The sequence below is a fragment of the Maridesulfovibrio pacificus (SeqCode) genome (genome assembly GCF_048612815.1).
Taxonomy (GTDB): Bacteria; Desulfobacterota; Desulfovibrionia; order Desulfovibrionales; family Desulfovibrionaceae; genus Maridesulfovibrio; species Maridesulfovibrio pacificus.
The window spans coordinates 1,356,273-1,381,100 of the sequence record NZ_JBLZNE010000001.1; the positions used below are offsets into that span (position 1 = coordinate 1,356,273).

The following is a 24,828-nucleotide window of genomic DNA, read 5'->3' on the forward strand; positions in this document are numbered from 1 at the left end:
CTTAAAATTAATTGCTTTTATTCTTCCGCTGACCGGAAGGTTTGCGCTTACGCCTGCGCCTTGCAGGGCGACGACGCGAAGACTTTTTAGGTTTAGCAGACTCATCATTTTCACCGGATTGAACAGGTGCCGCAGGCTGCTTCTCCTGCTCCGGCTTTTGTTGTTCCGGCTTCTGCTGCTCCGGTTTCTGTGGAGGACGATCCTTCCTTGCCGGACGCTTACGGCGATCCTGCTGCTGAGAATCATCCTTTCGGCGCTCCTCTTTAGCTTCCGGTTTCTCAGCTGAAACTTTTGTCTGATCAGCTTTTTCCCGTTCAAGGTTCTCTCGCACAGGCTTACGTTCCGGTCTGGGGCGATCAGAATTTGATCTATCGCTTCTTGAGCGATCAGGACGGGAACGGTCAGAACGCGACCTTTGAGGTCTTGAACTGCTACCGTCGCGGTCATCCCTGCCTTCAGAGCGTCCTCTACGAGGTTCATCAGAACGGGAATCAGATTCACCGCCACGATCAGAACCGGAAGACTTAATCATATCCGGCCAATCATCCAAGGGAATCTCAATTTCATCCCCCTGCTCCGGCAAAACGGTCAGAGTGTTTCTGAAAAAGTTGGTCCGTGTAACCCTTACAGTACCGTGAACAGTATTGTATTTCTTTCCGGTCTTAGGACTTTTACGGTGGAAATCTTCGTAATTTTCCTGTTCGAAAGACAAACAGCAGAGCAGTCTGCCGCAAATACCGGAAATTTTAGTCGGGTTAAGGAAAAGATTCTGTTCCTTGGCCATACGGATGGTTACCGGCATAAACTTTCGCATAAAGCGTCGGCAGCAACAAATTTGACCGCAGTTACCGATGGCACCCAACATCTGGGTTTCATGGCGTACGCCGATCTGACGCAGCTCGATGCGGGTCCTGTATTCCTTAACCAGATCCTTGACCAGCTCACGGAAATCAATCCTACCCGGAGCGGTAAAATAAAAAATCATCTTGCTGCGATCGAAAAATACCTCAACGTCCACCAGCTTCATTTCGAGCTTCTGACGATCGATACAATTCTTGCAGAACCTGTGTGCTGTACGGGCGAGTTCTTTGTTCTCAACCTCAGCTTCAAGGTCTTCTTCGCCGGCAAGGCGGTAGATAGTTTTAATTGAGTCCTCGGATACATCCTCGGGCAAATCCTGTTGCACGACAAAAACTTTACCGAGCCCCATGCCCTGTTCGGTCTTCACGATGACCGAATGTCCTTCCCGGACAACGAAAGGACCGGACGAAAAATAATATATCTGTCCGAAATCGTTAAATTTAACGCCTAAAATCTGTGACATTGCTAAAAAACCTTATATAAAACCGCAACTCGTGGCGGATAAAACTTGATATGAAGGAGTCACAATAGACCACTTCCTAAGGAACTTCAATTCTGTTTTCCATTCCTAATATCCCTGAATATAACATTTTTTAATATTTAGCAAAAAAAATCCGCAGCAATAGCCGCGGATTCCTCCCTGATTTCAGGGCAAAAATATAAAAAACAGGACTCTATTAACAGCCTGAAATTTGCTTAAAAAGATTAAACTGAAAAGCCGAGATTTTTAAGCTCCTTTACAAGCTTGCTTTCTTCAATTGGCTTAACAAGGTATGAGGTCGCTCCGCCAAGGAAGAATGCATCATGTGTTTCCTTGCGGTCATCAAGCATGGTCGTAACGATAACCTTAACCGCGCCATCTTCCTCAACCTTGAAATCTTTCTCAATGGACCTGATCTCACGCAAAGCCTGCTGTCCGTCCATTTCCGGCATCACAAGATCCAGACATACCAGGTCATACGCATTGCCAGATTCAAGGCCCTTCTTAAACGCAAAGACAGCCTCTTCACCGTTAACGGCAATATCGCACTGTGCATATGGCTTCATGATCTCATGCAACATATTGCGGCAATAAAAATCATCATCAACTATCAGCACCCGCATGCAGACAAACCTCCATTCATCATAGGCTTCACATATAGACTTCGGTCAATGGGTAGACATTGGCACTTTTGCACATGAAAATCAAGTTTCCAGAACAACATTAATCAGAAAAATGCATTTTAAATCAGGGAACAGTTATCACCGTCCCGTCACCATTCCATTCCACGGTAATTATTCCGTGCGCTGAAGTCGTGTACAAACATACATGTCTTTTATCCAGCTCCCTTACAACCTTTTTTGCGACAAATTTAAAACGATTTAGAAAACCGCATGCAGCAACAGCCAATTCAGGATCAACACGTTCATATAATTCAGGCGAATAAGATCCGGCACTGCCATGATGCGGGAGGACAAGAACACGGGAAGAAAGATCCTGCGAACGCCTTAAAACTGTCCGTATCCCCTTACGATCAAGATCACCTGAGATGGACAACAACGGATGACCGTTCCAGAGCAACCTAAGATATAAAGAACGATCGTTACGGCTACCTTCAAAATCAGAAGAAGGATGCAGTACCTCCATGATCAATCCCGGCTCAAGAACAACCTTCTCCCCGCTTACGAGAGCTTGAGGAGTTAATCCCTTATCCTCAAAAGCAGCTTTAAAGCGCTCACCGATCCGGCCACTGGGGATATCTCCGTTGGAATACAAACGCCCCACCGCGAACTTCTCCAGAAGAAAGGCCAATCCTCCGGCATGATCCCTATCCCCGTGGGTCATGAAGATATTATCCACCCTCGGCAAATGCCCATAAGTCAACCATGGGCCGACTATGGACCGCCCCATATCAAAGGTCCTACCGAAACCACCGCCGCCATCCACAACTGTGCGTGTACCTTCCGGCCCCGTAATTACAACGCACTGAGATTGTCCGGTATCAAGCACATCCATGCGCACCCTCTCCGGCCCGAATTCACCGGAAAGACGCACCCCAAGTAACAAAACAGCAGGCAAAAGCAGCAATTGTGCCCGTCGTGATTTTCCGTAAATCAATAGAAGAGCCGCACTCAGCACGAGGTAATAAATCAGCAGCCCTTCCCAGTGTGGACGGTAAAATGCAAATTCCGGCAGCAAGCCAGCGCTTACGGCTTCCCGCACCAGCTGCATAAGCCACTCGAATACATTTGCCCCGAACACAAATAATGAATGCGAAAGTTCCGGGCTGAAATAGGAAACAAATAAACCGCCCACACCGCAAATAGGCATTACAATTGACCCGATTATGGGCACGAAAAGTATGTTGAAAAGAAAATTTGGAGTGAGCACCCCGAAATTCCAGATAATGATAGGTAGTAAAGCAATATTGGCTGACAAACTGACATAAAAAACTGCCAGCACGAAACGGGCTGCTTTAACCGGTAGACTGTGACCAGCAGGCATCAGACGCGCGAAAACCGGATAAAACAAAGCAATTCCGGTTACAGCCAACACCGAAAGCTGAAATCCCAGATCAAAGACACTGAGCGGAGCAAAGCCCAAAATCACAACAACCGCCAGAAAAAGACCGTCCAGAAGCACCCTGCCCCGGTTAAAAAACATGAGCAGGCCCCAGAAGCCGAACATGCACACCGCACGCATGAGTGAAGGACTGAACTGCCCCAGCCAGAGATAAAATAAAACCGGAACAGCAGATAAAAGCACCCCCAAACGCATTTGGGGAATCCGCAAATAAATACGTGGAAAAATCAGGCCGATCAGCCAAGCCAACGCGAAACCTATTGCCACGATGAACCCGACATGCAGCCCGGATAAAGCCAGAATATGCGAGACACCGGCCCTGCGAATAAGTTCCACACTGTCCTGTGAAAGATAAAAACGATCCCCGACCAGCAATGCCGGAAAAATTGCCCCTCCGTCAGTTGGGGGAGCATTCTTCAGAATATGTTCACGCAGGGAAGCCCGTAATTTCTGCAAGCCCTGCGGATAATACGGCTTTAACCCGCCGTTTTTGATCTTTCCCTGAGTGTACGTCCGGTACCGAATATCCTTGGTGCGGCAATAAAAATCGTAATCCCAGAGGCCGCTGTTGCGAAAACCGTGAATCGGCTTAACCCGCGCGACAAAGGACACCTGCTGTCCAACAAAAGGTAACCGGTCCGGCTTGTCCCATGTCCAATTCAGATATCCACCGAGATCGGTGACAGCTGAATTGCTCTGGCAACTGACATTTTCAAGCAGTATTTTAAGACGATTTCCCGGAGCTCCCTTGATACTGTGGACTGTTCCGCTGAGCTGTACCTTTTCACGGGCAGCCATCCAATCCGGCATAACTCCGAGACCGGGAGGAAGGACAAAATTGCCGTACCAATGCCCAATACCGAACAGTACCAGCATCAAAAAAGCCGCACCTTTTTCAGGTCGGAAGAAGAAAACAAGGAAGAGATAGACCAGCAAAGCGGTCAAAGAAGGAAGCATCCATTGAATGGAAAGGATGCCGAAAACAAATGCAGGAACAAGAACCTGCCATAAAAACAGGCCCGGAATCCCGGGCCTGCTCTTTTTAATCAAATTATCCGCAACCTGTTTCATGAAGCGGCAGATCGGTTACTCTTGCTCGCGCCAGACCCTCGCGCCTACAGCGGAAAGCTTATCTTCAAGCTTCTCGTATCCTCTATCGAGGTGGTAGATACGCTGGACATCTGTACGCCCATGAGCTGCCAATCCTGCAACAACAAGAGAAGCACTGGCCCGCAGATCGGAAGCCATAACCGGAGCTCCGGTCATTTTCTCGACTCCGCGAATCATGGCGGTACGGCCCTTGAGCTTAATGTTCGCCCCCATACGCACAAGTTCCTGCACATGCATGAAACGGTTCTCGAAAATCTTTTCTTCGATGGTTCCGGCACCGTTGGACAGACACATCAGGGTCATAAGCTGAGCCTGCATGTCAGTGGGAAAGCCGGGATAAGGCTGCGTGGTGATATCAACACCGGAAATAAGACCGTTTGCACGACGCACGCGTACACCGCCCTCCTCTTCCTCAAGGGAAACGCCCATTTTGCGCAGCTTGTAAACAACAGACTCAAGTTCCTGAAAGGGGCAATCCTGAATAAGCAGTTCACCATCAGTCATTGCCGCAGCAACCATGTAGGTTCCGGCTTCAATGCGGTCGGGCATGATTTTGTAGTCACACCCTTTAAGCGAGGGAACACCCTGAATAGTGATGATGCTTGTTCCATGACCGGAAATTTTTGCGCCGCAAGCAATAAGGAATTTTGCAAGGTCGACAACTTCCGGCTCACGGGCAGCGTTTTCAATAATGGTTTCCCCTTCGGCAATTGCAGCAGCCATGAGCACGTTCTCAGTTCCGCCCACAGTGGGGAAATCAAAGTTGATGTGCGCACCTTTAAGCTTGTCGCATTTACCATGAATGTAACCGGAGTCGAGATCAAAGGTAGCACCCATCTGCTCAAATGCGGTCAGGTGCAGATCCACAGGACGTGCGCCGATAGCACAGCCGCCGGGAAGCGCAACTTTGGCTTCGCCTTTCAGGGCCAGCAAGGGACCGAGGCAGAGCACGGAAGCACGCATGGTTTTAACCAGATCGTACGGGGCTTCTATTTTAAGATCCTTAACCTCGCTGCATACCGTATTACCATCAAAAGAGGTCTCACAGCCAAGAATATCAAGCAGCTTAAGAGTAGTATGAATATCCCTCAAACGGGGAACATTGCTGAGGCAGACCGGGCCTTCCGGTAAAATGCAAGCCAGCAGAATGGGCAGCGCTGCGTTTTTAGAACCGCTGACCCTGATAGGGCCGTTAAGAGAGACTCCACCTTCAATAACTAATTTATCCATCGAAAAATCCTTATAATTATCAGGTAATAAGCTACTGTCGATAATAACTGAAGATTAACTTACAGCAGCTAAATGAAAAGACTTTACCTTTCCGCGACCCCTGATTGCTTTCAGTATCAAAATAACAAGTTGTTTGTGGCACAAAATAACCCTTTAGTGAAGAGTGTGCACAACCTATTTTTCTATTAAGATAAAAACATCGTTTTATAAACAAGTTAATCATCTCTTTTACTTGCAAGATTTGATGATTACAAAAAAAACGACCTTTTTTTCAAAAACTTCTTGACCATAACACCCAGCTTAGTTAAACACCTCCTCACAGACGCGGTGGGTGTAGCTCAGTTGGTAGAGCACTTGGTTGTGGCCCAAGTGGCCGGGGGTTCAAGTCCCCTCACTCACCCCATTTGACATCTCTAGGGATCAGGAATCCCTGACCCCTTTTTTAAGGTGGGTGTAGCTCAGTTGGTAGAGCACTTGGTTGTGGCCCAAGTGGCCGGGGGTTCAAGTCCCCTCACTCACCCCATATTTTCAGGACCGGATTTATCCGGTCCTTTTTTTTTGCCTACTGCTCAACACTATCTCCGGCAATACTTGGGAATTAAAGCACAAAGTTTTCTTTCAAAACCCCATTGACATGAAATTTCTGCGGCATTATCAGGGTCTTTTTTCCGCGCGAGTTCCAGCCTCTGGCCAATTCATTTCAAAAATATGACCACCGACTGAGCCCCACGGAGACACCACCAAAATAAGGAGGTTTCTCAATGGACACTTACGTCTGTTCAAAACTGAACCGTTTCATCCCGACCAGCTTCAAATTCATTAAATCAGGCTGCTCTCCGGCCACATTAAGGCAGGATATTGCCGCCGGAATTACCGTCGGTATTGTTGCACTTCCTCTGGCTATGGCATTTGCAATAGCTTCCGGGGCAAGCCCGGCTACAGGCCTTTTTACTGCCATCATCGCCGGATTCATTATTTCATCATTTGGCGGAACGCGCTTTCAGATCGGTGGACCTACCGGAGCTTTTGTCATTATCATATCCGGAATCATTGCCCGCCACGGTTACGATGGGCTCATTCTCGCCACTATCATGGCTGGAGTCATCCTTTTGGTAATGGGTTGCCTCGGGCTTGGTAAACTCCTGCAATACATTCCTTACCCTGTGACCACCGGATTTACTTCCGGCATCGGCATCCTGATCTTCTCCACTCAGATCAAGGATTTCCTCGGGCTGCAAATTGATCAAATGCCTGCTGATTTCCTGCCCCGGCTCAAAGCGTGTGCAGTCTCACTTCCAAGCACCGACCCAACAACTCTCGCCTTGGGCATGCTTACCGTAGTTTCAATGCTGCTGGTCAGGAGATTTATCCCCCGCATCCCCGCTCCTTTTGTTGGTATTGCCTTAGCAAGCGTAATAACATGGGGCTTGGGACTTCAGACAAAAACCATCGGCAGCAGATTCGGTGGAATTCCCACCATCCTGCCTGATGCAGTTTCTTTTTCCGGTCTCGATCTGATGCAGTTGAAAACCCTGATCCCTGAAGCTTTCACTATCGCGATCCTTGCCGGAATCGAATCACTGCTAAGTGCCACAGTTGCGGACGGCATGAGCGGTGACCGCCATAACTCATCCAATGAACTCATTGCTCAAGGATTGGCAAACATCGGCTCAGCTCTTTTCGGGGGATTGCCTGCAACCGGAGCGATTGCCCGCACTGCAACCAACATCCGCGCCGGAGCGCATTCACCTGTAGCAGGCATAGTCCACGCTCTGACCTTAATCATGTTCATCAAGGTCTGCGCTCCGCTAGCTTCAATGATTCCACTTGCCAGCCTTGCCGGGGTTCTCATGCTGGTCGCATGGGACATGAGTGAAGTTCACCGCATTAAACGTTTGCTCTTCGCTCCCAAATCAGACTCATTGGTTATGCTCATAGCCCTGCTGCTGACTGTATTTGTAGACCTGACCGTAGCTGTTGAAGTTGGCGTGGTTATGGCTGCAATGCTCTTCATGAAGCGCATGAGCCAATTGACTGACGTGCACAGTCTGGATACCGGACTGCCCGAAGAAGAGATCATCGACCGCAAGAACGGACATGAAAAAGTAGTGGTTTATGAAATCAACGGCCCCATGTTCTTCGGAATGGCCCAAAGGTTTGTGGATGTAATGAGCTTCACCCGCAAAAAACCGGAAGTGATTGTTTTCTGCATGCGCCTTGTTCCGACCATGGACGCAACAGGTATTGAAGCTCTTGAGACAGTAATCCGCAGGGCTCATGCTCAAAACGTTAAGATACTTCTTTCCGGCGTAAATCCGCGAATCCGAAAAATCATGGCCCGTCTGGGAACAGATGAACTTGTCGGCCCTGATAACATATTCCCTGATTTTTCCACTGCAGTCGCCAAAACGATTCTCCATGTGGATAAAGACTCAGGGCTGCCCCGCTGCACTTCACCAAAACAATTTACCGCAACAACAGCGTAAAGAAAAAGTCCGGGACCAATACGGCCCCGGACTTTTTCACTTTATTCCACAATTTCAAAATCAATCCCTTTCCTAAATTCCTGCCCGCTGATCATGTCATGCAGAACTATAAAGTATCGATACTTCCCGGCCGGCAAGCTGCCCAGATTAAAATCATTGGTCATGTATATATCAAGAATTGGCTTGCCGGTATTGTATTGCATGCTCAAAAGTTTTTCACGGTCAAAAAGGACTTCCCCGGCTGCTGATTCAAGCTTCACATCCTGAGTAAGGTAAAACTCATACCTGCCCTGCTGCACAGACGTGAACCAGTTAATGGGCTCATAATATAAAAGTAAACTTGAACCGCGTTGGATCTTGTTTTCCGGCAGAGCGTAATAGGATGCGTAGTTAAGAACTTTCTTGCATAAAACAAATTCCTGCACCCCGAGTTTTCCCTTATTCTGCTTCTCGATAATTTCATTCTTCAGTTTCAGGATGGCTTCCGCGTCTCCTGAACGGGCAGGAGAAACAAAAATAATACTCAAAAGAACAACACAGAAAATCGCAATCAACAACGGATAAAACTTTCTAACCATCCCCATGCTCCTCAGTTTGGAATTTATACACTACAGACCAAACCGACTATAACACTCCGAGATAATCACAGCTAGAAAAAGACGCAAAAAAAAAGACCCGGACTCTCACGAATCCGGGCTTTCAAATTTATTTAACTCTGCTTGCGCAACCTGCGCTTATCACCAACTCGAATGGTGACCTTTTCCTTATCCATGTATTCAAGCAATGGAATGGAAAACTTACGCGACAGACCGACCAAAGCCTTGAAATCCTGCGGGCCAAGCTCTTCATTTTCAGCAAAATAACCCTCAAGAGTCTTCTGCAAGCCATCCACTGCGGACTTGGCGAAATACATGTCATCCTTGATCCTGACCAGCAGCCCTTCATCCTGCAAAAGCTTGTAAACTGGTGCTGCTTCCTTGAAGACCAGATCAAGCGGATCAAGCACATCTTTCAAATTCGGAGGAGTCAATCCGCCCTTCTCATAATTATCCATCAAGGTATCACGCAGCTTCTGCTGATCCGAGGCAAGGGAGACCTTATGCCCGGGCAAATGCAAAATCTCCTGAACCGCCACAATTTCATTTTTCTTGAGCAGACGTTCCACAATGGAATGAAACAATTTCTCCGGCAATCCCTTGCCGTAAGTTGAACCTATTTCTCCGCGGGATACCCCCGGTTTCATGGGTTCTTTTTTATGAAATTCCGCAAGGTGGGTAAGCAGCCCCTGCACTAGATTCTCATAATGGGTACCGGAAACATAGCTGCGGGTTTCCTTGTCATATAAGAAAACTTTCTGCTGACCGCCCATGGTCTGGAGCATTTTCTCCAGCGGCTTGGAGGCAACATTGCTCAAAATGGAAAGTTCCTGAAAAGTAAGGCCAGCCCTGCCTGCCAGATCAAGTTGAGTCAAGACCAGCTCTTCCGGTTCTGCTGCTATAAGCGCTTCAAGACGTTTCACATCATCTGAAAAACGTTTAACCTTACGACCCAACGGGTTGATGATGCTTCCCCCGGCAATGGTGCGTAGCGGAGAGAATGATCGAAGAACAACGCGATCTCCATAAACCCCGGTCATGGGCTTATCAAAACGGATCTGACAAACGGCCCGTTCTCCCTTTTCCAGCTTCTCGCGATCAAGGAAGTAAACTTTAGCCATCACTTCCTTGGAACCGTGATGGAAATGGATTTCCTTACGATGCTTCAAACTTTTCGGGGAAGACGGCAGACAGGTTAGTTCCACGTCCCATACTTTGGACGGGAAAAGCGTTCCAGGACGTCCCAGCACCTCACCGCGCTCAATGTCCTCTACTTCCAGACCGTGCAGGTTAATAGCGGTCCTGCGTCCAGCAGGGGCAGTCTCAACAGATGAACCGTGCGATTGCAGGCTGCGCACCTTGGTCGCAGTCATTTTCGGATAAAGGACCACATCGTCACCAACGGAAAGCTGACCGGAAATCAATGTCCCGGTTACAACGGTGCCGTGTCCTTTCATGGTGAACACACGGTCCACAGGCAGACGCGCCAGATCGGTCCTGCGTTTTGGCGAAAAACCTTTCATGAAATTCGCAATCTCGCCACGCAGTTCATCCAACCCCTGACCCGTATGCGAAGAAACAGCATGAATCGGGGCGTCAGCCAGAAAACTCGGCGCAAGGAATTCACGCACGTCTTCCTGAACCATCTCCATCCAGTCTTCATCAACCATGTCCGCCTTGGTTAGGACCACGAAGCCCTTTTCAATGCCCAACAAGGTGCAGATTTCCAGATGTTCACGAGTCTGAGGCATTACGCCCTCATCAGCGGCAATGACCAGCAGCACGAAATCTATACCCGCTGCCCCGGCAACCATGTTCTTCACAAATTTCTCATGGCCCGGAACATCGATGATACTCAGATGTTCATCACCGCCAAGATCAAGACTGGCAAAGCCTAATTCAATAGTGATGCCGCGTTTCTTTTCCTCGGCCAGACGGTCACAGTCTGTTCCGGTCAAAGCCTTAATCAAGCTGGTCTTGCCGTGGTCAATATGACCCGCAGTACCCATTACAACAGGCATAGTTCTCCTTTTGCCTCCGGCAGGGCTGCCGGAGGCTTCATCAAATTAATTCTTTAAAAAAGTACGAAATGCCAGTTCAGTTGCATACAGGTCAGCCTTGCTGGTCAGCTCGAACGGGCTGTGCATGGAAAGCACCGGAGGTCCGAAATCGATAACATCCATGCCGTAGAGCGCGAGGAATTTGGCTACTGTTCCACCTCCGCCAAGATCGACCTTGCCAAGCTCGGCCATCTGCCACGGAGCTCCGGCCTCACTCAGGATATTACGCAGCCATGCCACAAACTCAGGATGAGCATCGTTAGCACCGACCTTACCGCGATGTCCGGTAAATTTGCAGAAGCAGGGACCATAACCGAGATATGCGGAGTTGAGCTTCTCGTGCACATCCTGATAGTCGGGGTCGATTGCCGCATGCACATCGGTGGAAAGCGCCTTACCAGCCATCATCACCCGGGACATCTTTGCATTGGGTTCCCATGCATCAATCAGATCTTCAAGGCAGTATTCGAAAAAGAGAGACTTTGCACCGGTAGACCCTTCTGAACCGACCTCTTCTTTGTCGTAGAAAAGTACTATCTGGGCATGCTCAGGCTCGGGAGCATTGAGGAATGCTTCGAGAGCGAGAAATACGCAGGAGCGGTCATCCTGTCCGTAACCGCCCACAACAGACTTATCCAAACCAACGTAACGGGCAGGACCGGCGGGAACAATGTGCATTTCCGCACTGAAAAGGTCTTCTTCAACGATATCATATTTCTCGTTCAACAGCTCAAGAACCTTACGTTTTACAGAAGGCTTGCCGTTGCTTTTTTCCTCATCTTCTTCGTCCTTAGAAAAAGACAGGGAATGCCCCATAAGGATATTCAGTTTTTCGGCTTCAAAAGCATCGCTGACCTTCTGCTCCACCTGCTTGTAAGCAAGATGAGGAAGCAGATCGAGAATGGTAAGAACCGGATCATTAACATCCTCGCCGATCACAACATCAACCTTGGTGCCGTCCGCTTTAACGACCACCCCGTGCAGGGCAAGAGGCCGTGCCAGCCACTGGTATTTACGGATCCCGCCATAGTAGTGAGTCTTAGCCATGGACATGCCAAGGTCTTCGTACAGAGGATGCTGCTTCAGGTCGAGACGCGGAGTATCTGCGTGTGCACCGACCAGACGGAAGCCCTGAGAAAGCGGATTTTTACCCTTGCGGGCGATGAAAATAGTCTTATCGCGGAAGGAACGGAAGCACTGATCAGCTCCGAGATAATCTTCGAAACCAGCATCCTTAAGTTTTTCCTCGACGTATTTGATGGTCTCACGCTCGGTTTTGCAGCGGGTCAGAAAATCAATGTAACGGGCTGCGAGATCGTCCATACCCTGCTGATGTTCTTCGTCTTTAAAGATTTCCCAGCAGCTTTTCGGTTCATGTTCTAATTGTTTATTCATGTATAATTATCCTTTTAAAATCTGAGATATTGCTTCAGCGCAGAGTTTATATTCTTCACGGCTTAATGTTCGTGGGTCAAGACAGAATGCGTCTTCTTCTATTCGTCCCACCAGAGGAGGTTCAGTTGAAAGAAGTCCTTCCTTTAATTCTTCTATAGTCACATTAACACTCGGAACTACAGTGACCAGAAAAGTCTTTAGGTCCTGCTCCGGGAATGCCCCGCCACCTACGCGGGAAACACCTTCACGCACGCTGATATCAACAGTTTCACCCAACTCACGACGCAATGTGCGAGCGAGAGCTTGAGCCTGTTTTTTAAGATTCTCAGGTTTCTCGGTAATCATGCGTACAGTGGGAACTTCGCGCTTGGCTGTCTCTGGATCAAGATACAGACGCAGGGTAGCTTCAAGGGCAGCGAGAGTCATTTTGTCAATACGAACCGCACGGTTGAGCGGATTCTTCTTGATTGCATCAATATATTTCTTCTTACCTACGATAATCCCCGCCTGCGGTCCGCCGAGCACTTTGTCGCCGGAAAATGAAACTACGTCCACATCCTCGGCTACAACTTCTTGCACCGTAGGTTCGCGCATCAGGCCGAGACCGGAGAAATTGGTCAGGTTACCGCTGCCGAGGTCTTCATAAACCGGGAGGCCGTGCTTGCGTCCCAGTTCAGCCAACTCGCCACCGGAGACTTCCTTGGTGAATCCGATCACCCGAAAATTGGAGGTATGCACTTTCATAAGAAGTGCTGTTTCCTCATTAATGGCATTTTCATAATCGTGCAGGTGAGTGCGGTTAGTAGCACCGACTTCACGCAAAAACGCTCCGCTCTTAGTCATGACATCAGGGATGCGGAAAGATCCGCCAATCTCTACCAACTGCCCACGGGAAACAATTGCCTCGCGCCCTTTGGCAAGGGTTTCAAGGGTAATCAATACCGCCGAAGCATTGTTGTTAACCACCAGAGCAGCTTCGGCCCCGGTAATCTCGCAGATCAGCTTTTCCACGTGACTGTAGCGGCTGCCGCGCTCCCCGGTCTTAAGATCAAACTCAAGGTTGGAATAGCAGGCACAAGCCTCAGTCACCGCTTTAACTGCAGATTCAGCCAGCAGAGAACGACCTAGATTGGTATGCACCACCACCCCGGTTCCGTTAAGCACCCGCCGGAAATGAGGTTTGGCACCTGCCCGAACATGGCAGGTCAAACGCGGGAAAAGCACATCCGAGGAAAGCTGTTTTTCTTCAGTGATAATCCCGCCTTTGATTTCTTCACGGCAGACATCAAGAAAGCCGTTAACGAGATCACGGGAAAGGGTCCTCGGCAGTCCATCAATGACACCCTCTTCTTCAAGACGGGTCAGTACAGAATCAACCGAGGGCAGATATTTAAAAAGATTGGACAATTTTTTCTCCGTAACGTTCATCCAATTAAAAAATCATTTTTCCAGAAATTCTGGGTATCTTGTATAAAAAGCTGCCAGCAAATACAAGGACCCGCAGATTAGAACTGTTTTCTCACCGGAATTAAGCATTGAGATGGCTTCGTCAATAGTTTTAGCAGGTTTTGCCCTCTCTCCAAGGACCGCAGCCAAATCTTTATATGGATACGCCCGTTCATTATTCTCAATTCCACTGGCGATGATCGGGCCGTCAGTCAAACGAAAAAGAGTCTCCTTCACCGGAGCTAGATCCTTGTCCTTCATACAGGCAAAGATAATCGCATCCGGCCTAATTCCAGACCGTGCCAGCTCGGCTTCCAGTGCGGCAAAAGCGTGAGTGTTGTGCGCGCCATCAAGGATGTAAGTCCTATCCGACTTGATAATCTGCAACCTTCCGGCAATGAATGCCTTTTCCACCCCGCTGCGTACCTTATCTGCGTCAAAATCAATACCTGATTTCCCGCAGAACAAACGCCAAGCACAAGCCGCAAGCCCTGCATTCTGCTCCTGGTGCTCCCCGGCAAGAGAAGGATTAAGGCCCGCAACAATCTCCTGATCATTAATATGATGAAGTTCGCAACCTAATTCCTTAGCACGTGCCTCAAGCACCGTCTTAGCTTCGGCAACCTGCACGGCAGTAATGGCGGTTCCGTTCTCACGCATGGCATCAGCCTTATCTGCTGCGATCAGATCAATCGTCGATCCAAGCACCTTCTCATGGTCCAGCCCAATAGGAGTGAACACGGTCAGATCGGGATCAACCGTATTGGTGGCATCATAACGACCGCCAAGCCCGGCCTCCATCACCGCCAGATCAACGCCATTGTTCTTGAACGCAACAAGAGCCATACAGGTTAACAACTCAAAATAAGTTAAACCCGCATCCGGGGCGATGTCCATGACCTGATTCGCCAATTCACACCACTCCTCTTCAGAAAGCATGGAGCCGTTAATCGTGATCCGCTCACGAGGGGTCACAAAATGAGGAGAAGTAAAGGTCCCGACCTTAAGTCCATGTTCACAACCCATAGATGTAAGGTATGATGAAGTTGACCCTTTTCCATTGGTTCCGACAACATGTATTACCGGAAAGCTGGACTTTCCGCCCCAGTTACGGACAAACTCTTCCATTCTACCAAGGCTCAAATCCATATGGAAAAGGCCAAGGTCATCCAGATAACCACTGAATTCTACAAAATTTTTAAATTTCAAAACTTTTTTCCATTTTTTGCTTGACCGCCAAGTGCGGTTTGTATAAATAAGCATCTCTCGCGGGGCAGTAGCTCAGTTGGATAGAGCAACGGCCTTCTAAGCCGTTGGCCGAGGGTTCGAATCCTTCCTGCCCCGCCATGATATTTCAAGGGTTTATCTTCTTCGGAAGGTAAACCCTTTTCTTTTTGGTTTACCGTCCCCCACACTATCCCCCACAGCTGGGATGAAAATTGATGCAAAGGCATGAAAAAGCCCTCGTTAGTTTGAGGGCTGGGAATACACTTCTACCTAGCAGAGTTCAAGGGTAAAACTTTTCCGTGTTCTATGCACTTCTTAGCCAACTTGTAATGATTACGATACCTTCCAACGACGTCTTTTTTATCTTCCCAACAAACATTTTCCCCCAGCACGCTTCTATCAACCTTACTTATTTCTAATTTTAAATACCATTCTTCTTGTGGCAACTTTTTTAGAAGTCGCATAAAATTATCATCAGCTTTTTGTTCATTCTTTGAGAAATCTTTAGCTAACTTGTCCCAATCTCCACTTTGATACGCTATTTTAGGAAAGTATAAATTATCCCAGAACCACATTCCAACAATTCTATATTCATTCAAATCATGATAATTTGCTTTTTTACCGTTCTCATGCTGATAAAATTCGTGTTTTATAGTTTCCAATCTTGTGGAGACAGCCTTCACAACCGTCATGGATTTTGCCTTTCCTGTGGGGACTAAATTTGAAAAGAGACTTCGTTTAGGCAATCCTTCATCAGAATTTAATGCATCAACTATTTGCTCTGAAGTTGGAATATTAAATAATTCATACGGGTAAACACCATACTTAGCCACTAAATCTAAACCAAAGGTCAAAGTTGAAAAATATCCTCCAAAAACCGAACGCAGTGCCCCGACACTAGACTCTCTCATAACACCTGAAAATATCACAATTATTGTAGGAGACCAGGATGGCGGAAAAAGTTTGTACGCCCTAACTCTCGCCCTTGCCATGAGTAACAAGTTTAACGTTTTCACCTTTAACGTTCTACATCCCCGCGATGTTTTTTATTTGGATGCTGAGAACCCAATGAGTCGGTTCGAAGAACGCAAAGTACAAATTATGCGCGCTTATAAGGGTGACTTTAAGTCGATAACCAGACTCCAAGTTTATTCTGGAATTGATGATCCCGGACAATGCGAAGAAGGCAAACTGAACTTATTCTCTGCATACTGGCAAAATCAGTTACTTGAAGACTTGACAGAAGGGTCTGTTTTAGTCGTCGACAACTTGCTTACTCTGGCAGAGGAAGCTTCCAATCACCAGAATAAATTCAAAGAACTTATCGATTTTTGTCGGAAGCTTGGTGAGAAAAAAATTAGTACCATTCTTATTCATCATCTTGGAAAATCAGGACAGGCCATAGGAACTAAAGCAGTAGAAGCAATCTGTCAGAATGTTATCGAGATCAAAGATTGCAGCGAACCTCAAAAAAAGCCTGGAGCCAATATGATAGTAACCTTTTCGAAGTGTAAAACATATCCTGCCTTGAAAGGACAGCCCTTCAAAGCGCACCTGCCGTATGACAAAGACAATCCCCTTTATGGCAGACCTTGGGAATACGATCCTGCTGAAGCTAAGTCCCAAGCAGAAGTTGAAGTTAAAACGACACATAGAATTCCTGAACTATCTGACTTGGAAAACCAGATTATAGAAATCTTAATAAAGAGTCCTAAACCTATCAAAAGAGCAGCCATTGCAAAAACAATTGGTTGTAAAAATGACAAGCTCAAGAGTCCCCTGAAAAAGCTGGTTGAGTCTGAGCATATAAAAATGCACGGCTTCAGGCAGAGTGCTAAATATTCGGCACAAGATAGCTTTAATTGCCACTTCGAATGACAAAGGATATGTTTTTTGGAACAGTTTTGGGTGAAAACAGCTATAATCTTAGGTTAAAACCAAGCTGTAAACAAAAAAAGATCAATAATATCATGAAACTGAACTAGTGACGTTTTACTATATATCCAAAACTCTGCACGTCAAAGTAGGAAAAGAAACCGGATAAATATACGTTTACCACTTAGCCGGTTTGCCCTTAAAAACCGACCAATAGATTTAGCGGACACTGGAGACGACTCAGTGTCCGCTCTTTTTGCTGATAGACACAAAACAAAAAAAACACACTTCAGTTAAACGAATATATATCTCATAAGAGAATACCCCAGACTCTACCACGATAAGGACTCCGAGTTCAGCCCAGAGTCCTTCTTGTCAATCACACATCCCCAACCATCTCAAACCGAACTGAAGGTTTAACTTTACGCCGTGAGGCAATGGTCATCTGTGTAATTACGTCCGTAATACGTCGCCCGTTCCGTCTCAGGTTTTCCATATACGGCACCAAATCACGCCAAGCTGTCTCAGAATGAATAGTCAGTCTATAAGTTCGTCCCTGAAGATTTATATCAAAATCAAGAGCAGGTTCCCAGCCTTCAGGGACTTGATCTTTTGGATCCCAGTTCTTTTCCTCCTCAAGTGTCCATTTATTCCACCGGAAGATTCTAAAATTAACAGGAATAAGCCTTGCCTGAATAATGCTACCGAATGATTCATCGAAGCACATGAAATCTTTTTTAAAAATTTTAAGATATAACATATTTTCCTCTTTGTTTAAAAATAAAAAAAGCCTCAATACAAACGTACCAAGGCCTAGGATGGGCGTGGGCTAAATGACCTATTCTAGCCATTAAAAACGGATATAAAGAACAACTATAACACCCGTTTTCATTTTTTAATAAAAGCTCGTTGGAATCCTCGAAAAGCTGAATTCTCTATGTCGTTTTGGTGCATATCCTTTGGTATTTTCCTTCGCTAAGTAACTACACCGTTTATGACACTCATCGTAAACATGGTGAAAGTCAGGGGAATTTCTCCGCAACATGTAAATATTGGGCTGAAGCTCCCCTCTACGAGACCTGTTGCAGTGGTCCACAAGCCCACTCTGATAAGAGTTAATAGCTGATGCCCATACTTCTTCTGCCTTGTGTAAAAGTTTGTAGGGTGATTGCATTTTGTTTCCATCCACAGTCACAATCAGGTGATAGTGCTGGTGCTTTTCAGAGCTCTGTTCACGAACCCAGAGATAGTGAGGGTCATAACCATTCCTCTTGAAATACTTTATAAATCCAGACATAAAAAACTGAATGTGTTTATTGTCTTTAGATGCAAAGTAACCTTGCGGGTATCTTAAATCAAACCTTACACATAAAACTTTGTTATGCTTTTGTATTGAATAACCAAGGACAGACCTTATTGCATCTAGTATTTCTGTCTTACAACCATATCCCTTCTCTTTATTCGTTAAAATTGAATTGCCTTTGTAAATAGGATTATAAGTAACAGCCATATTAATCTCCATAAGTTTCCAAGACTAAATTTGATTCTAAATTATGATCTTGTAATTTTATTTTTCATAATATGACTGAATTGTTTTTAAAAAATTAAAATATTTTTATATTGTTTTTGAATACAGGTTTCTTTGCAGAAACCATTTTAATATTTTCATATATATACTACTTTTATATACAAGTTTCTTTACAGAAACTGCTAGAATAAAATATTTATTATATTTAGATATTACCATATACCTACTTAGAGTATTCAAGACAGCTTTTTCATTTAAAGCGAACAAAGTTATGTCTTATGCCATTTATATAAATAAAAATTGTGTCTGAATTAACGTTACTTATAATATAGTTGAGGTAATTTATATCATGAAATTTATTTCAAGAGGCTAAACTAAATAGCCCCTACCTGCTTTTTGCTCAGGTAGGGGCTTCCAGTATGTGACTATAGGTCAAAGAATAATTTATTTATTTAATCAAATAGCGTTAATGATGGGCCCCTGTACTCATAAAGGTCAAGATAGCCAACGGCAGGGTATTCTCCGTCTAAGTGTTCAGCTCCATTGCAAAAAGTGCAATTCGCAGCTTTGCTGATACTTATAGTATACGGCATTCCTTTAGATGTCTTGTTCTTTAAGCTGATTTCAGGAGAGCAGCTAGAATCCTTGAAAACAAACTTATCACCAGCTTCGTTTATATTCCCCTCCTCAAAGAAAGAACATGCCATCCCATCGGTTCTGTTGAATCCTCCACCTAAGATTCCTCCAACTAGGTTCCCAAATAGGATGGCCCCTTTATCTTCATTTAGATATACTAAGTATCGCACTCTTCCCAAGCTCTCCGGGAGCTGAAAGGTATTAAATGCATTGACAATAATGTCTCTTTTCTTGCGTTTTAATTCTTTTTTCTTTTCCAAATAATTATAATGAATGACATGAAGAAGGTTGTATGGAACTAGTTTTTGATTCTGATACAACTGCTTCAAGAGTTGAGATGGATCTTGATAAGTTTGCCCTTTGTCTACAAGGGCCTTGTATGCGTCGGGCAAAACAATATCACCTATTAAAATATTGGGCTTAAGGGTTATTCCAGCATAGGTTAATTGGAAAGAGTCATTCTGATTAATCTGAAACTGCAAAGTCAGTTGAAAGACAGGATCGAGGCCCTTTACGATTTCTTTGAGTACATCGATTTCCTGTGTGGTCAACGGAGTGTTAGGAGTAAGTGAATCAATTTTTACAGGTATATCAGCTGTAAAATCTACAACTCTACGTTTCAGGTCCGTTTCGAACTTTGACCACTTGCGATTCTCCAGCCCCTTGCAATTATCGAGAACGTCACCGATTGTGACGCTTTGATCGAAATTCATATACCCTTTTTTTACAATTGAAATATCATCTTTTGTACAAGAGCAAAACAGAAACGCTAGAATCAAAAATAATAAACTTCGCAATAACCGAGACATAGAGACAACTCCTTTTGAAAATACGTATGTTAGTATCGGGCGTTTGAAATATCATAAGACCAAGATGGAAACACACTTAACACCGATAGGTGGTTTTATTCAATGTGAAATGTTACCTGACATGGGTTTATAAAAAGCCAGTACCTCCACAAACTTCATGAATCATTGGAGGTAATATGGCGCATATCGTAGAAGAGATCGGGCAGACAATCAGGGCCATTAGAAAACGAAACAATCTCAGCCAACAAGAATTGGCTGAACGCGCTGAGATAAGTTACAAATATCTTGGAGAGATAGAGAGAGGTCAGGTTAATTTGTCCGTTGAAATTCTGATCAAGATTTCCAATGCGCTGCATGTTGATCCTGCTGAAATCATCGCCATAAAGACTGTTGAAGCCAGTAACCTCTCACGGGCAAAATTCCTGCTTTACGAATTGTCTGAGAAGGATATTGAGAGAGCAATTGATTTACTGGAAGTTCTGAAAAAACATTCAGCATAACTCTCTATTCTACTGCTCCTCAAACAATTTCAAATATATATTATCTCTGTAATACAAACAGATTTTTTATCGAATAAAGCTCCTGACCGATCATTACGGAAAGGAGCTTCTTTTATTGCAGGAGGTAATTATGCAAAACTTCACACTTTGTTCCCCGGAAATCACTGAGCTCGCCGGAGCAATGCTGAAGGTACAACAAGCTTTGAAACCGGCTGCCAAGGATGGGCAAAACAATTTCACCAACAGCAGATATGCATCCCTAAAATCTGTTATGGAGACATGTCGCGACGCCCTGCTTGTAAACGGTATTTGGCTAACCCAACTGCCGGTACAGGTCGAAAATGGTAATCTTGGGTTGGTCAGCAAGATCGTCCACGCTGAATCAGGTCAGTGGCAATCTTCTTTACTGGTCATGCCTTTGCCGAAATCCGATCCTCAGGGCTATGGATCTGCCATGACTTATGCCCGTAGGTATGGATTGGCTGCACTCATCGGTATTGTTACTGAGCATGATGACGATGCTGAAGGCTCATGTCGTCCGCAAAATATGGACAACGATTATGATCCTTCCAGACATCTGGGATCGACTTCATCTGGTCCTCAACAACAGCCACAGAACAAGGGTAGCTCATCACCGAATCTACCTCGTCTTGATGGGATTCAGTACCGTAAAGAGAATGGGCAGAATGGCAGGCCATGCATTTTAGCTACTGGAAATACCCATTCGCAGAAAGAATCACTGCGCAAGGCAGGCTTTCGCTGGGATGGTAACCGTAAGTTGTGGTGGAAATATGAGCAGGCAGCATGATCGAAGACAAGACAGACTATTAATATGAGGCACATCTGAACAAGGTGTGCCTTTTTTCATGCTCAATACTCAGGAGAATAACATGTCAAAAATAAATGAAGAAATTGATAAGCTGGTCACGACAGATCTGGATGCAGGGCAGATCTTCAGCGGTAAAGCTTCCGGGCGTATGGTTAAGGGTTTTGAATCTGCTTCATCTTTCACTCCGGACTCGGATTCTGAATACCTTTTTCATGAATCCAGCCGGGACGTGGTTGTCTGGTTTATGGATAGCTCAGACCCAATATACCTCTTTGGCCCCAGTGGCAGTGGCAAGACCAGTCTTATCAAGCAGCTTGCGGCAAAGCTTAATTACCCGGTGTTTGAAATTACTGGTCATAGCCGTCTGGAGTTCCCGGAAATGGTAGGTCATCTGACTGTTGAAAAAGGAAACATGGAATTCCAATATGGTCCACTAGCCCTTGCCATGAAGTATGGTGGTCTGCTTCTGCTTAATGAAATCGACATCATTGATCCTGCAACCGCTGCGGGCCTCAACGGAATTCTGGATGGTGACCCGCTCTGTATTCCTGAAAAGTCTGGCGAGATCATCCGTCCCCATCCCATGTTCCGTTTTGCAGCTACTGCAAACTCCAATGGTGGAGCAGATGAAACCGGACTTTACCAAGGTGTTGTCCGTCAGAACTTGGCTTTTATGGATCGGTTTTGGCTTTGTGAAATCGGGTATCCTACCCCTGAAGCTGAAACTGAGTTGCTTTCCCGTAAAACCAAAAAACTCCCTGAGAATATCCGTAAGAAAATGGTCGAATACGCCAACTCCGTGCGCAAGCTGTTCATGGGTGAAGCATCAGGCAATCTTACAGATACTATTGAGGTCACATTTTCAACTCGGACTTTGATTCGCTGGGCCGATCTGACGGAACGCTTCCAGCCGCTGGCAAGGCAGGGAATCCAACCTGTTACTTATGCTTTGGATCGGGCTCTTGGGTACCGGGCCAGTCGTGAGACTCGTACTGTTCTGCATGAGCTTGCCCAACGCATTTTCCCGATGGAAGAGGAATCACAATCAACATCATAAACTAAGCACGCAAATTTTTATGAGCGGGGATGGCTCCGGCTGTCTCCGCTTTTATTTTGTGCGTCCGTAAAGGAGATAGCCATGGAATCCAAAACCAAGATTACGGTCCTCAACCATCTTTTAGCCCTAAATTTAGATGTGAGCATCTGGTCAGCCAGAAAGAAACTTACTCCTTATGATTTTGGGGAAACACAGCTTCCGCCGGAAGATCTTGCATCTTTGGGTAGCAAGAAGGTTTGCAACCCTGAAGATCTGCGCATTTTCGGGACACTGAAATCCCGAGCATTCAACATGCTTGATCGTCATGGTGTGCGCTTCCTTGGTGGATGGGCAATTCCTGAAAAAGCAGCAGAAGAAATAGTTAAAGAGCTTGTTATGATTCAGAAAGAGTTCTTCGCAGCCAAGGAAGGTTTCCTCAGCCGCTACGATGAATCTGTGAAGGATTGGGTCAAGTTGCATCCCGGTTGGGAAAAGCTAATTGGCAATTCTAATGTCAGTGCTGAATATGTGCGTTCCCGGATCGGTTTCAAATGGCAATTTTTCAAGCTGGCTGCTCCTAAAGAAAATTCAGTAAAGAAAGGACTCAAGGACGAGGTCAATAAACTCGGTTTTACTCTCTTTGATGAAATTGCCAAAGCTGCAACCGACACTTGGAACCGTTGCTATGCCGGAAAAGTCAAAGTCTCACACAAGGCTCTTTCACCGCTGCGGTCCATTTACAGCAAGCTCGATGGGCTATCCTTTGTTGACCCCAGAGTCCTGCCTATAACCGATCTGCTTCAGACGGCTTTCAACAAAGTTCCATCCCGCGGGTTCATCCGCAACACAGACCTGCTCATGTTGCAGGGAGTGGTTTCCCTGCTCCGGGAACCTGCTCTGCTTGTGGAGAACGCGCAAAAGATTCTTGATGGTTCCACAGCCGAGGTCCTTCTTGAATGTTTGGTCTCTAGCCCCAAGGATGCAACTGCCGAAACTGAAGCCACATCTGAGAATCCAAAACCGTCCCATACTTCCCAAGTCGTAACTCAGCAACAGATCGACAGTCACGGGCTGTGGTGATCCGGAGGATTTATGAATAACAAACTGATCATGAAATCGCTTCCGCTGGTGGCAAGTGTGCTTGGTCGGAAATATGGAGTTAAGGTTAGCATCGGCGGAAACAAAGCTTTCACTGACGGCAGGACCATTCAATTACCGGCTCTACCCCTTGATAGCGATGAAACTTTGCGCTGTATGGTTCGCGGCTACCTTGACCATGAAGCTGCACACATACGTGAGACCAATTTTGAATGGCTAAAGATGGCAAAGCTTACTCCGTTCGAAATGCACATCTGGAATTCTCTGGAAGACTGGCGGGTTGAAAACAAGCTGGCTGAGATCTTTCCTGGCTGTCGTCAGAACTTCCATTGGTTGATTCGGAAGCTATTTATTAATGATGACGATCAGCCGCAGTCTGGAAAAAATGACTTAGTTGTCAATGCTCTCAACTGGATTCTTCTGAAAGTTCGGTCATGGGATGTTCCAGATCTGGAGGGACTGTGTGCAGATACAGCTTCAGTTATTGAAACGCACCATCCCGGACTTACTGCACGCTTGGATTCTATTCTGCAACAGGTACGAACAAAATGTGACTCTACGCAGGATTGCATTCTTTACACACGGGAAATCGTAGCCCAGCTGAAGGCATATCTTAAAGAAGCTGGTTCAAGACCCAAAAACAAAGGTCGAGGTCCGGCTGACGATCTGGATAAACTCCTAAAATCCAAGTCCATAGATCTGCCCAAAGGATTCGGGGAGGTTCTGGAGGACACTCTGACCAAGCTTGCCCCTGACAATGTGGAGGAAGGCATTCAGGTTGCCAAGGACGGGTACAAGAAGATTGTTGAGTTGGATAAGGATGATCTTGATCAAACCCGCAGGGCTTCGACGGCACTTAAATCCCGTCTTCATGGAATTATCCAAGCCAAAACAATCAAACATGATCGCATCGGCAGGCATGGCCGTTTGAGTACGGCCCATCTGCATCGTATCGCAGTTGGAAATCCACGGATGTTTCGTCGCAGACAGGAAAGTCGTGGAATCAATACCGCAGTCCATATCCTTATGGATTGTTCCGGCTCCATGCGAAGACGCATCGGGTTGGCTTCTAAAGTCTGTCATACGGTGGTCAGTGCTCTTAATTCCATCAACGGAGTAAATGTCGGAGTCAGTGCCTTTCCAGCAGTAAGGACTTCGGGCGGTGATAACTATGATGAACCGACTGTGGCCCCTGTCCTTAACCATGGGCAAAAACTACATTCCCGGTTTGGGCTTGCTGCATCAGGCTCAACCCCGCTGGGTGAGGCTTTGTGGTGGACTTTCCAGCAAATGCTGCCTCTGCCGGAGAATCGAAAAATTATCCTTTGCATAACGGATGGTGTTCCGGACAACCCGGCCAGCACGCAGAAAGCGATCAAAGACGGAAGCAAAAACGGCTTCGAAATATACGGTCTCGGAATCAACTCCGAGGCCGTTTTTCATTTGTTCCCCGGAAAAAGCAGAGTCATCACCGAGCTCTCGGATCTGGCTCCGGCCATGTTTGACCTGCTTCAGGAATCATTAACCAAATAAACAAGGAGAT

20 protein-coding genes and 3 tRNA genes are annotated in these 24,828 nt (G+C 46.2%); 10 read left to right on the plus strand and 13 right to left on the minus strand.

The window, feature by feature from the left end; translation table 11 throughout:
* Positions 1–7: 7 nt before the first annotated feature.
* The 4 genes from ACNI23_RS06360 to murA all read right to left on the minus strand — a co-directional run bounded on the left by ACNI23_RS06360 (position 8) and on the right by murA (position 5,764).
* Positions 8–1,324: a PSP1 domain-containing protein gene (locus ACNI23_RS06360; RefSeq protein WP_420247365.1), complete on the minus strand. Its 1,317-nt coding sequence runs from the start codon at positions 1,322–1,324 to the stop codon at positions 8–10.
* Between the two features lie 242 nt (positions 1,325–1,566).
* Positions 1,567–1,965 carry a response regulator gene (locus tag ACNI23_RS06365; RefSeq protein WP_015852052.1) on the minus strand — a complete coding sequence of 133 codons (399 nt, stop codon included), beginning with the start codon at positions 1,963–1,965 and terminating at the stop codon, positions 1,567–1,569.
* Positions 1,966–2,089: 124 nt separating this feature from the next.
* Entirely contained in the window at positions 2,090–4,495 is a 2,406-nt protein-coding gene (locus tag ACNI23_RS06370; RefSeq protein WP_420247366.1) for a DNA internalization-related competence protein ComEC/Rec2, read from the minus strand.
* Between the two features lie 15 nt (positions 4,496–4,510).
* Complete coding sequence (murA, locus tag ACNI23_RS06375) at positions 4,511–5,764, minus strand: UDP-N-acetylglucosamine 1-carboxyvinyltransferase (protein WP_420247367.1); 1,254 nt, start codon at positions 5,762–5,764, stop codon at positions 4,511–4,513.
* 327 nt (positions 5,765–6,091) lie between these two features.
* On the opposite strand from murA, the gene ACNI23_RS06380 reads away from it, so the two are divergent.
* From ACNI23_RS06380 to ACNI23_RS06390, 3 genes are all read left to right on the plus strand, one after another.
* Positions 6,092–6,167 (plus strand) — tRNA-His (locus ACNI23_RS06380).
* 44 nt (positions 6,168–6,211) lie between these two features.
* Positions 6,212–6,287: transfer RNA gene (locus ACNI23_RS06385), tRNA-His, on the plus strand.
* 238 nt (positions 6,288–6,525) lie between these two features.
* Positions 6,526–8,250 carry a SulP family inorganic anion transporter gene (locus ACNI23_RS06390; RefSeq protein WP_420247368.1) on the plus strand — a complete coding sequence of 575 codons (1,725 nt, stop codon included), beginning with the start codon at positions 6,526–6,528 and terminating at the stop codon, positions 8,248–8,250.
* 41 nt (positions 8,251–8,291) lie between these two features.
* On the opposite strand, the gene ACNI23_RS06395 is transcribed toward ACNI23_RS06390, so the two are convergent.
* The 5 genes from ACNI23_RS06395 to ACNI23_RS06415 form a co-directional block, all read right to left on the minus strand.
* Positions 8,292–8,828 (minus strand): hypothetical protein, encoded by a 537-nt coding sequence (locus tag ACNI23_RS06395; RefSeq protein WP_420247369.1) that lies wholly within the window; start codon positions 8,826–8,828, stop codon positions 8,292–8,294.
* A 131-nt stretch (positions 8,829–8,959) separates the two neighbouring features.
* On the minus strand, positions 8,960–10,867 hold the full coding sequence (selB, locus tag ACNI23_RS06400; protein ID WP_420247370.1) for a selenocysteine-specific translation elongation factor: 1,908 nt from the start codon (positions 10,865–10,867) through the stop codon (positions 8,960–8,962).
* A gap of 45 nt (positions 10,868–10,912) precedes the next feature.
* Positions 10,913–12,301, minus strand: coding sequence for an aminopeptidase (locus ACNI23_RS06405; protein WP_420247371.1), 1,389 nt, complete (start codon positions 12,299–12,301; stop codon positions 10,913–10,915).
* Positions 12,302–12,307: 6 nt separating this feature from the next.
* Positions 12,308–13,708: an L-seryl-tRNA(Sec) selenium transferase gene (gene selA / locus ACNI23_RS06410; protein ID WP_420247372.1), complete on the minus strand. Its 1,401-nt coding sequence runs from the start codon at positions 13,706–13,708 to the stop codon at positions 12,308–12,310.
* A gap of 33 nt (positions 13,709–13,741) precedes the next feature.
* Positions 13,742–14,956, minus strand: a complete 1,215-nt coding sequence (locus tag ACNI23_RS06415; protein ID WP_420247373.1) for a bifunctional folylpolyglutamate synthase/dihydrofolate synthase — start codon at positions 14,954–14,956, stop codon at positions 13,742–13,744.
* Between the two features lie 61 nt (positions 14,957–15,017).
* Here ACNI23_RS06415 and ACNI23_RS06420 point away from each other — a divergent pair.
* Positions 15,018–15,094: transfer RNA gene (locus ACNI23_RS06420), tRNA-Arg, on the plus strand.
* Between the two features lie 146 nt (positions 15,095–15,240).
* Here the strand turns inward: ACNI23_RS06420 and ACNI23_RS06425 are convergent.
* On the minus strand, positions 15,241–15,885 hold the full coding sequence (locus ACNI23_RS06425) for a hypothetical protein (RefSeq protein WP_420247374.1): 645 nt from the start codon (positions 15,883–15,885) through the stop codon (positions 15,241–15,243).
* On the opposite strand from ACNI23_RS06425, the gene ACNI23_RS06430 reads away from it, so the two are divergent.
* On the plus strand, positions 15,884–16,852 hold the full coding sequence (locus ACNI23_RS06430; protein ID WP_420250557.1) for an AAA family ATPase: 969 nt from the start codon (positions 15,884–15,886) through the stop codon (positions 16,850–16,852). The two genes, ACNI23_RS06425 and ACNI23_RS06430, sit on opposite strands and share 2 nt — an antisense overlap.
* Before the next feature lie 376 nt (positions 16,853–17,228).
* Here the strand turns inward: ACNI23_RS06430 and ACNI23_RS06435 are convergent, their stop codons facing one another.
* The 3 genes from ACNI23_RS06435 to ACNI23_RS06445 form a co-directional block, all read right to left on the minus strand.
* Positions 17,229–17,609: a hypothetical protein gene (locus ACNI23_RS06435; protein ID WP_420247375.1), complete on the minus strand. Its 381-nt coding sequence runs from the start codon at positions 17,607–17,609 to the stop codon at positions 17,229–17,231.
* Positions 17,610–17,744: 135 nt separating this feature from the next.
* Positions 17,745–18,359 carry a YagK/YfjJ domain-containing protein gene (locus tag ACNI23_RS06440; RefSeq protein ID WP_420247376.1) on the minus strand — a complete coding sequence of 205 codons (615 nt, stop codon included), beginning with the start codon at positions 18,357–18,359 and terminating at the stop codon, positions 17,745–17,747.
* Positions 18,360–18,829: 470 nt separating this feature from the next.
* The gene (locus ACNI23_RS06445) at positions 18,830–19,822 is read right to left on the minus strand and encodes a hypothetical protein (protein ID WP_420247377.1); all 993 of its coding nucleotides are present in this window, start codon (positions 19,820–19,822) and stop codon (positions 18,830–18,832) included.
* Between the two features lie 176 nt (positions 19,823–19,998).
* Between ACNI23_RS06445 and ACNI23_RS06450 the strand changes: the two genes are divergently transcribed.
* From ACNI23_RS06450 to ACNI23_RS06470, 5 genes are all read left to right on the plus strand, one after another.
* A complete protein-coding gene (locus tag ACNI23_RS06450) occupies positions 19,999–20,322 on the plus strand; it encodes a helix-turn-helix domain-containing protein (protein ID WP_420247378.1) in 324 nt (107 codons plus the stop codon).
* 130 nt (positions 20,323–20,452) lie between these two features.
* Positions 20,453–21,130, plus strand: a complete 678-nt coding sequence (locus ACNI23_RS06455) for an ERF family protein (RefSeq protein WP_420247379.1) — start codon at positions 20,453–20,455, stop codon at positions 21,128–21,130.
* An 82-nt stretch (positions 21,131–21,212) separates the two neighbouring features.
* The gene (locus tag ACNI23_RS06460) at positions 21,213–22,208 is read left to right on the plus strand and encodes an AAA family ATPase (RefSeq protein WP_420247380.1); all 996 of its coding nucleotides are present in this window, start codon (positions 21,213–21,215) and stop codon (positions 22,206–22,208) included.
* 81 nt (positions 22,209–22,289) lie between these two features.
* Positions 22,290–23,267 (plus strand): DUF3150 domain-containing protein, encoded by a 978-nt coding sequence (locus ACNI23_RS06465; protein ID WP_420247381.1) that lies wholly within the window; start codon positions 22,290–22,292, stop codon positions 23,265–23,267.
* A 12-nt stretch (positions 23,268–23,279) separates the two neighbouring features.
* Complete coding sequence (locus ACNI23_RS06470; protein WP_420247382.1) at positions 23,280–24,818, plus strand: cobaltochelatase CobT-related protein; 1,539 nt, start codon at positions 23,280–23,282, stop codon at positions 24,816–24,818.
* The last annotated feature ends 10 nt before the right edge of the window (positions 24,819–24,828 follow it).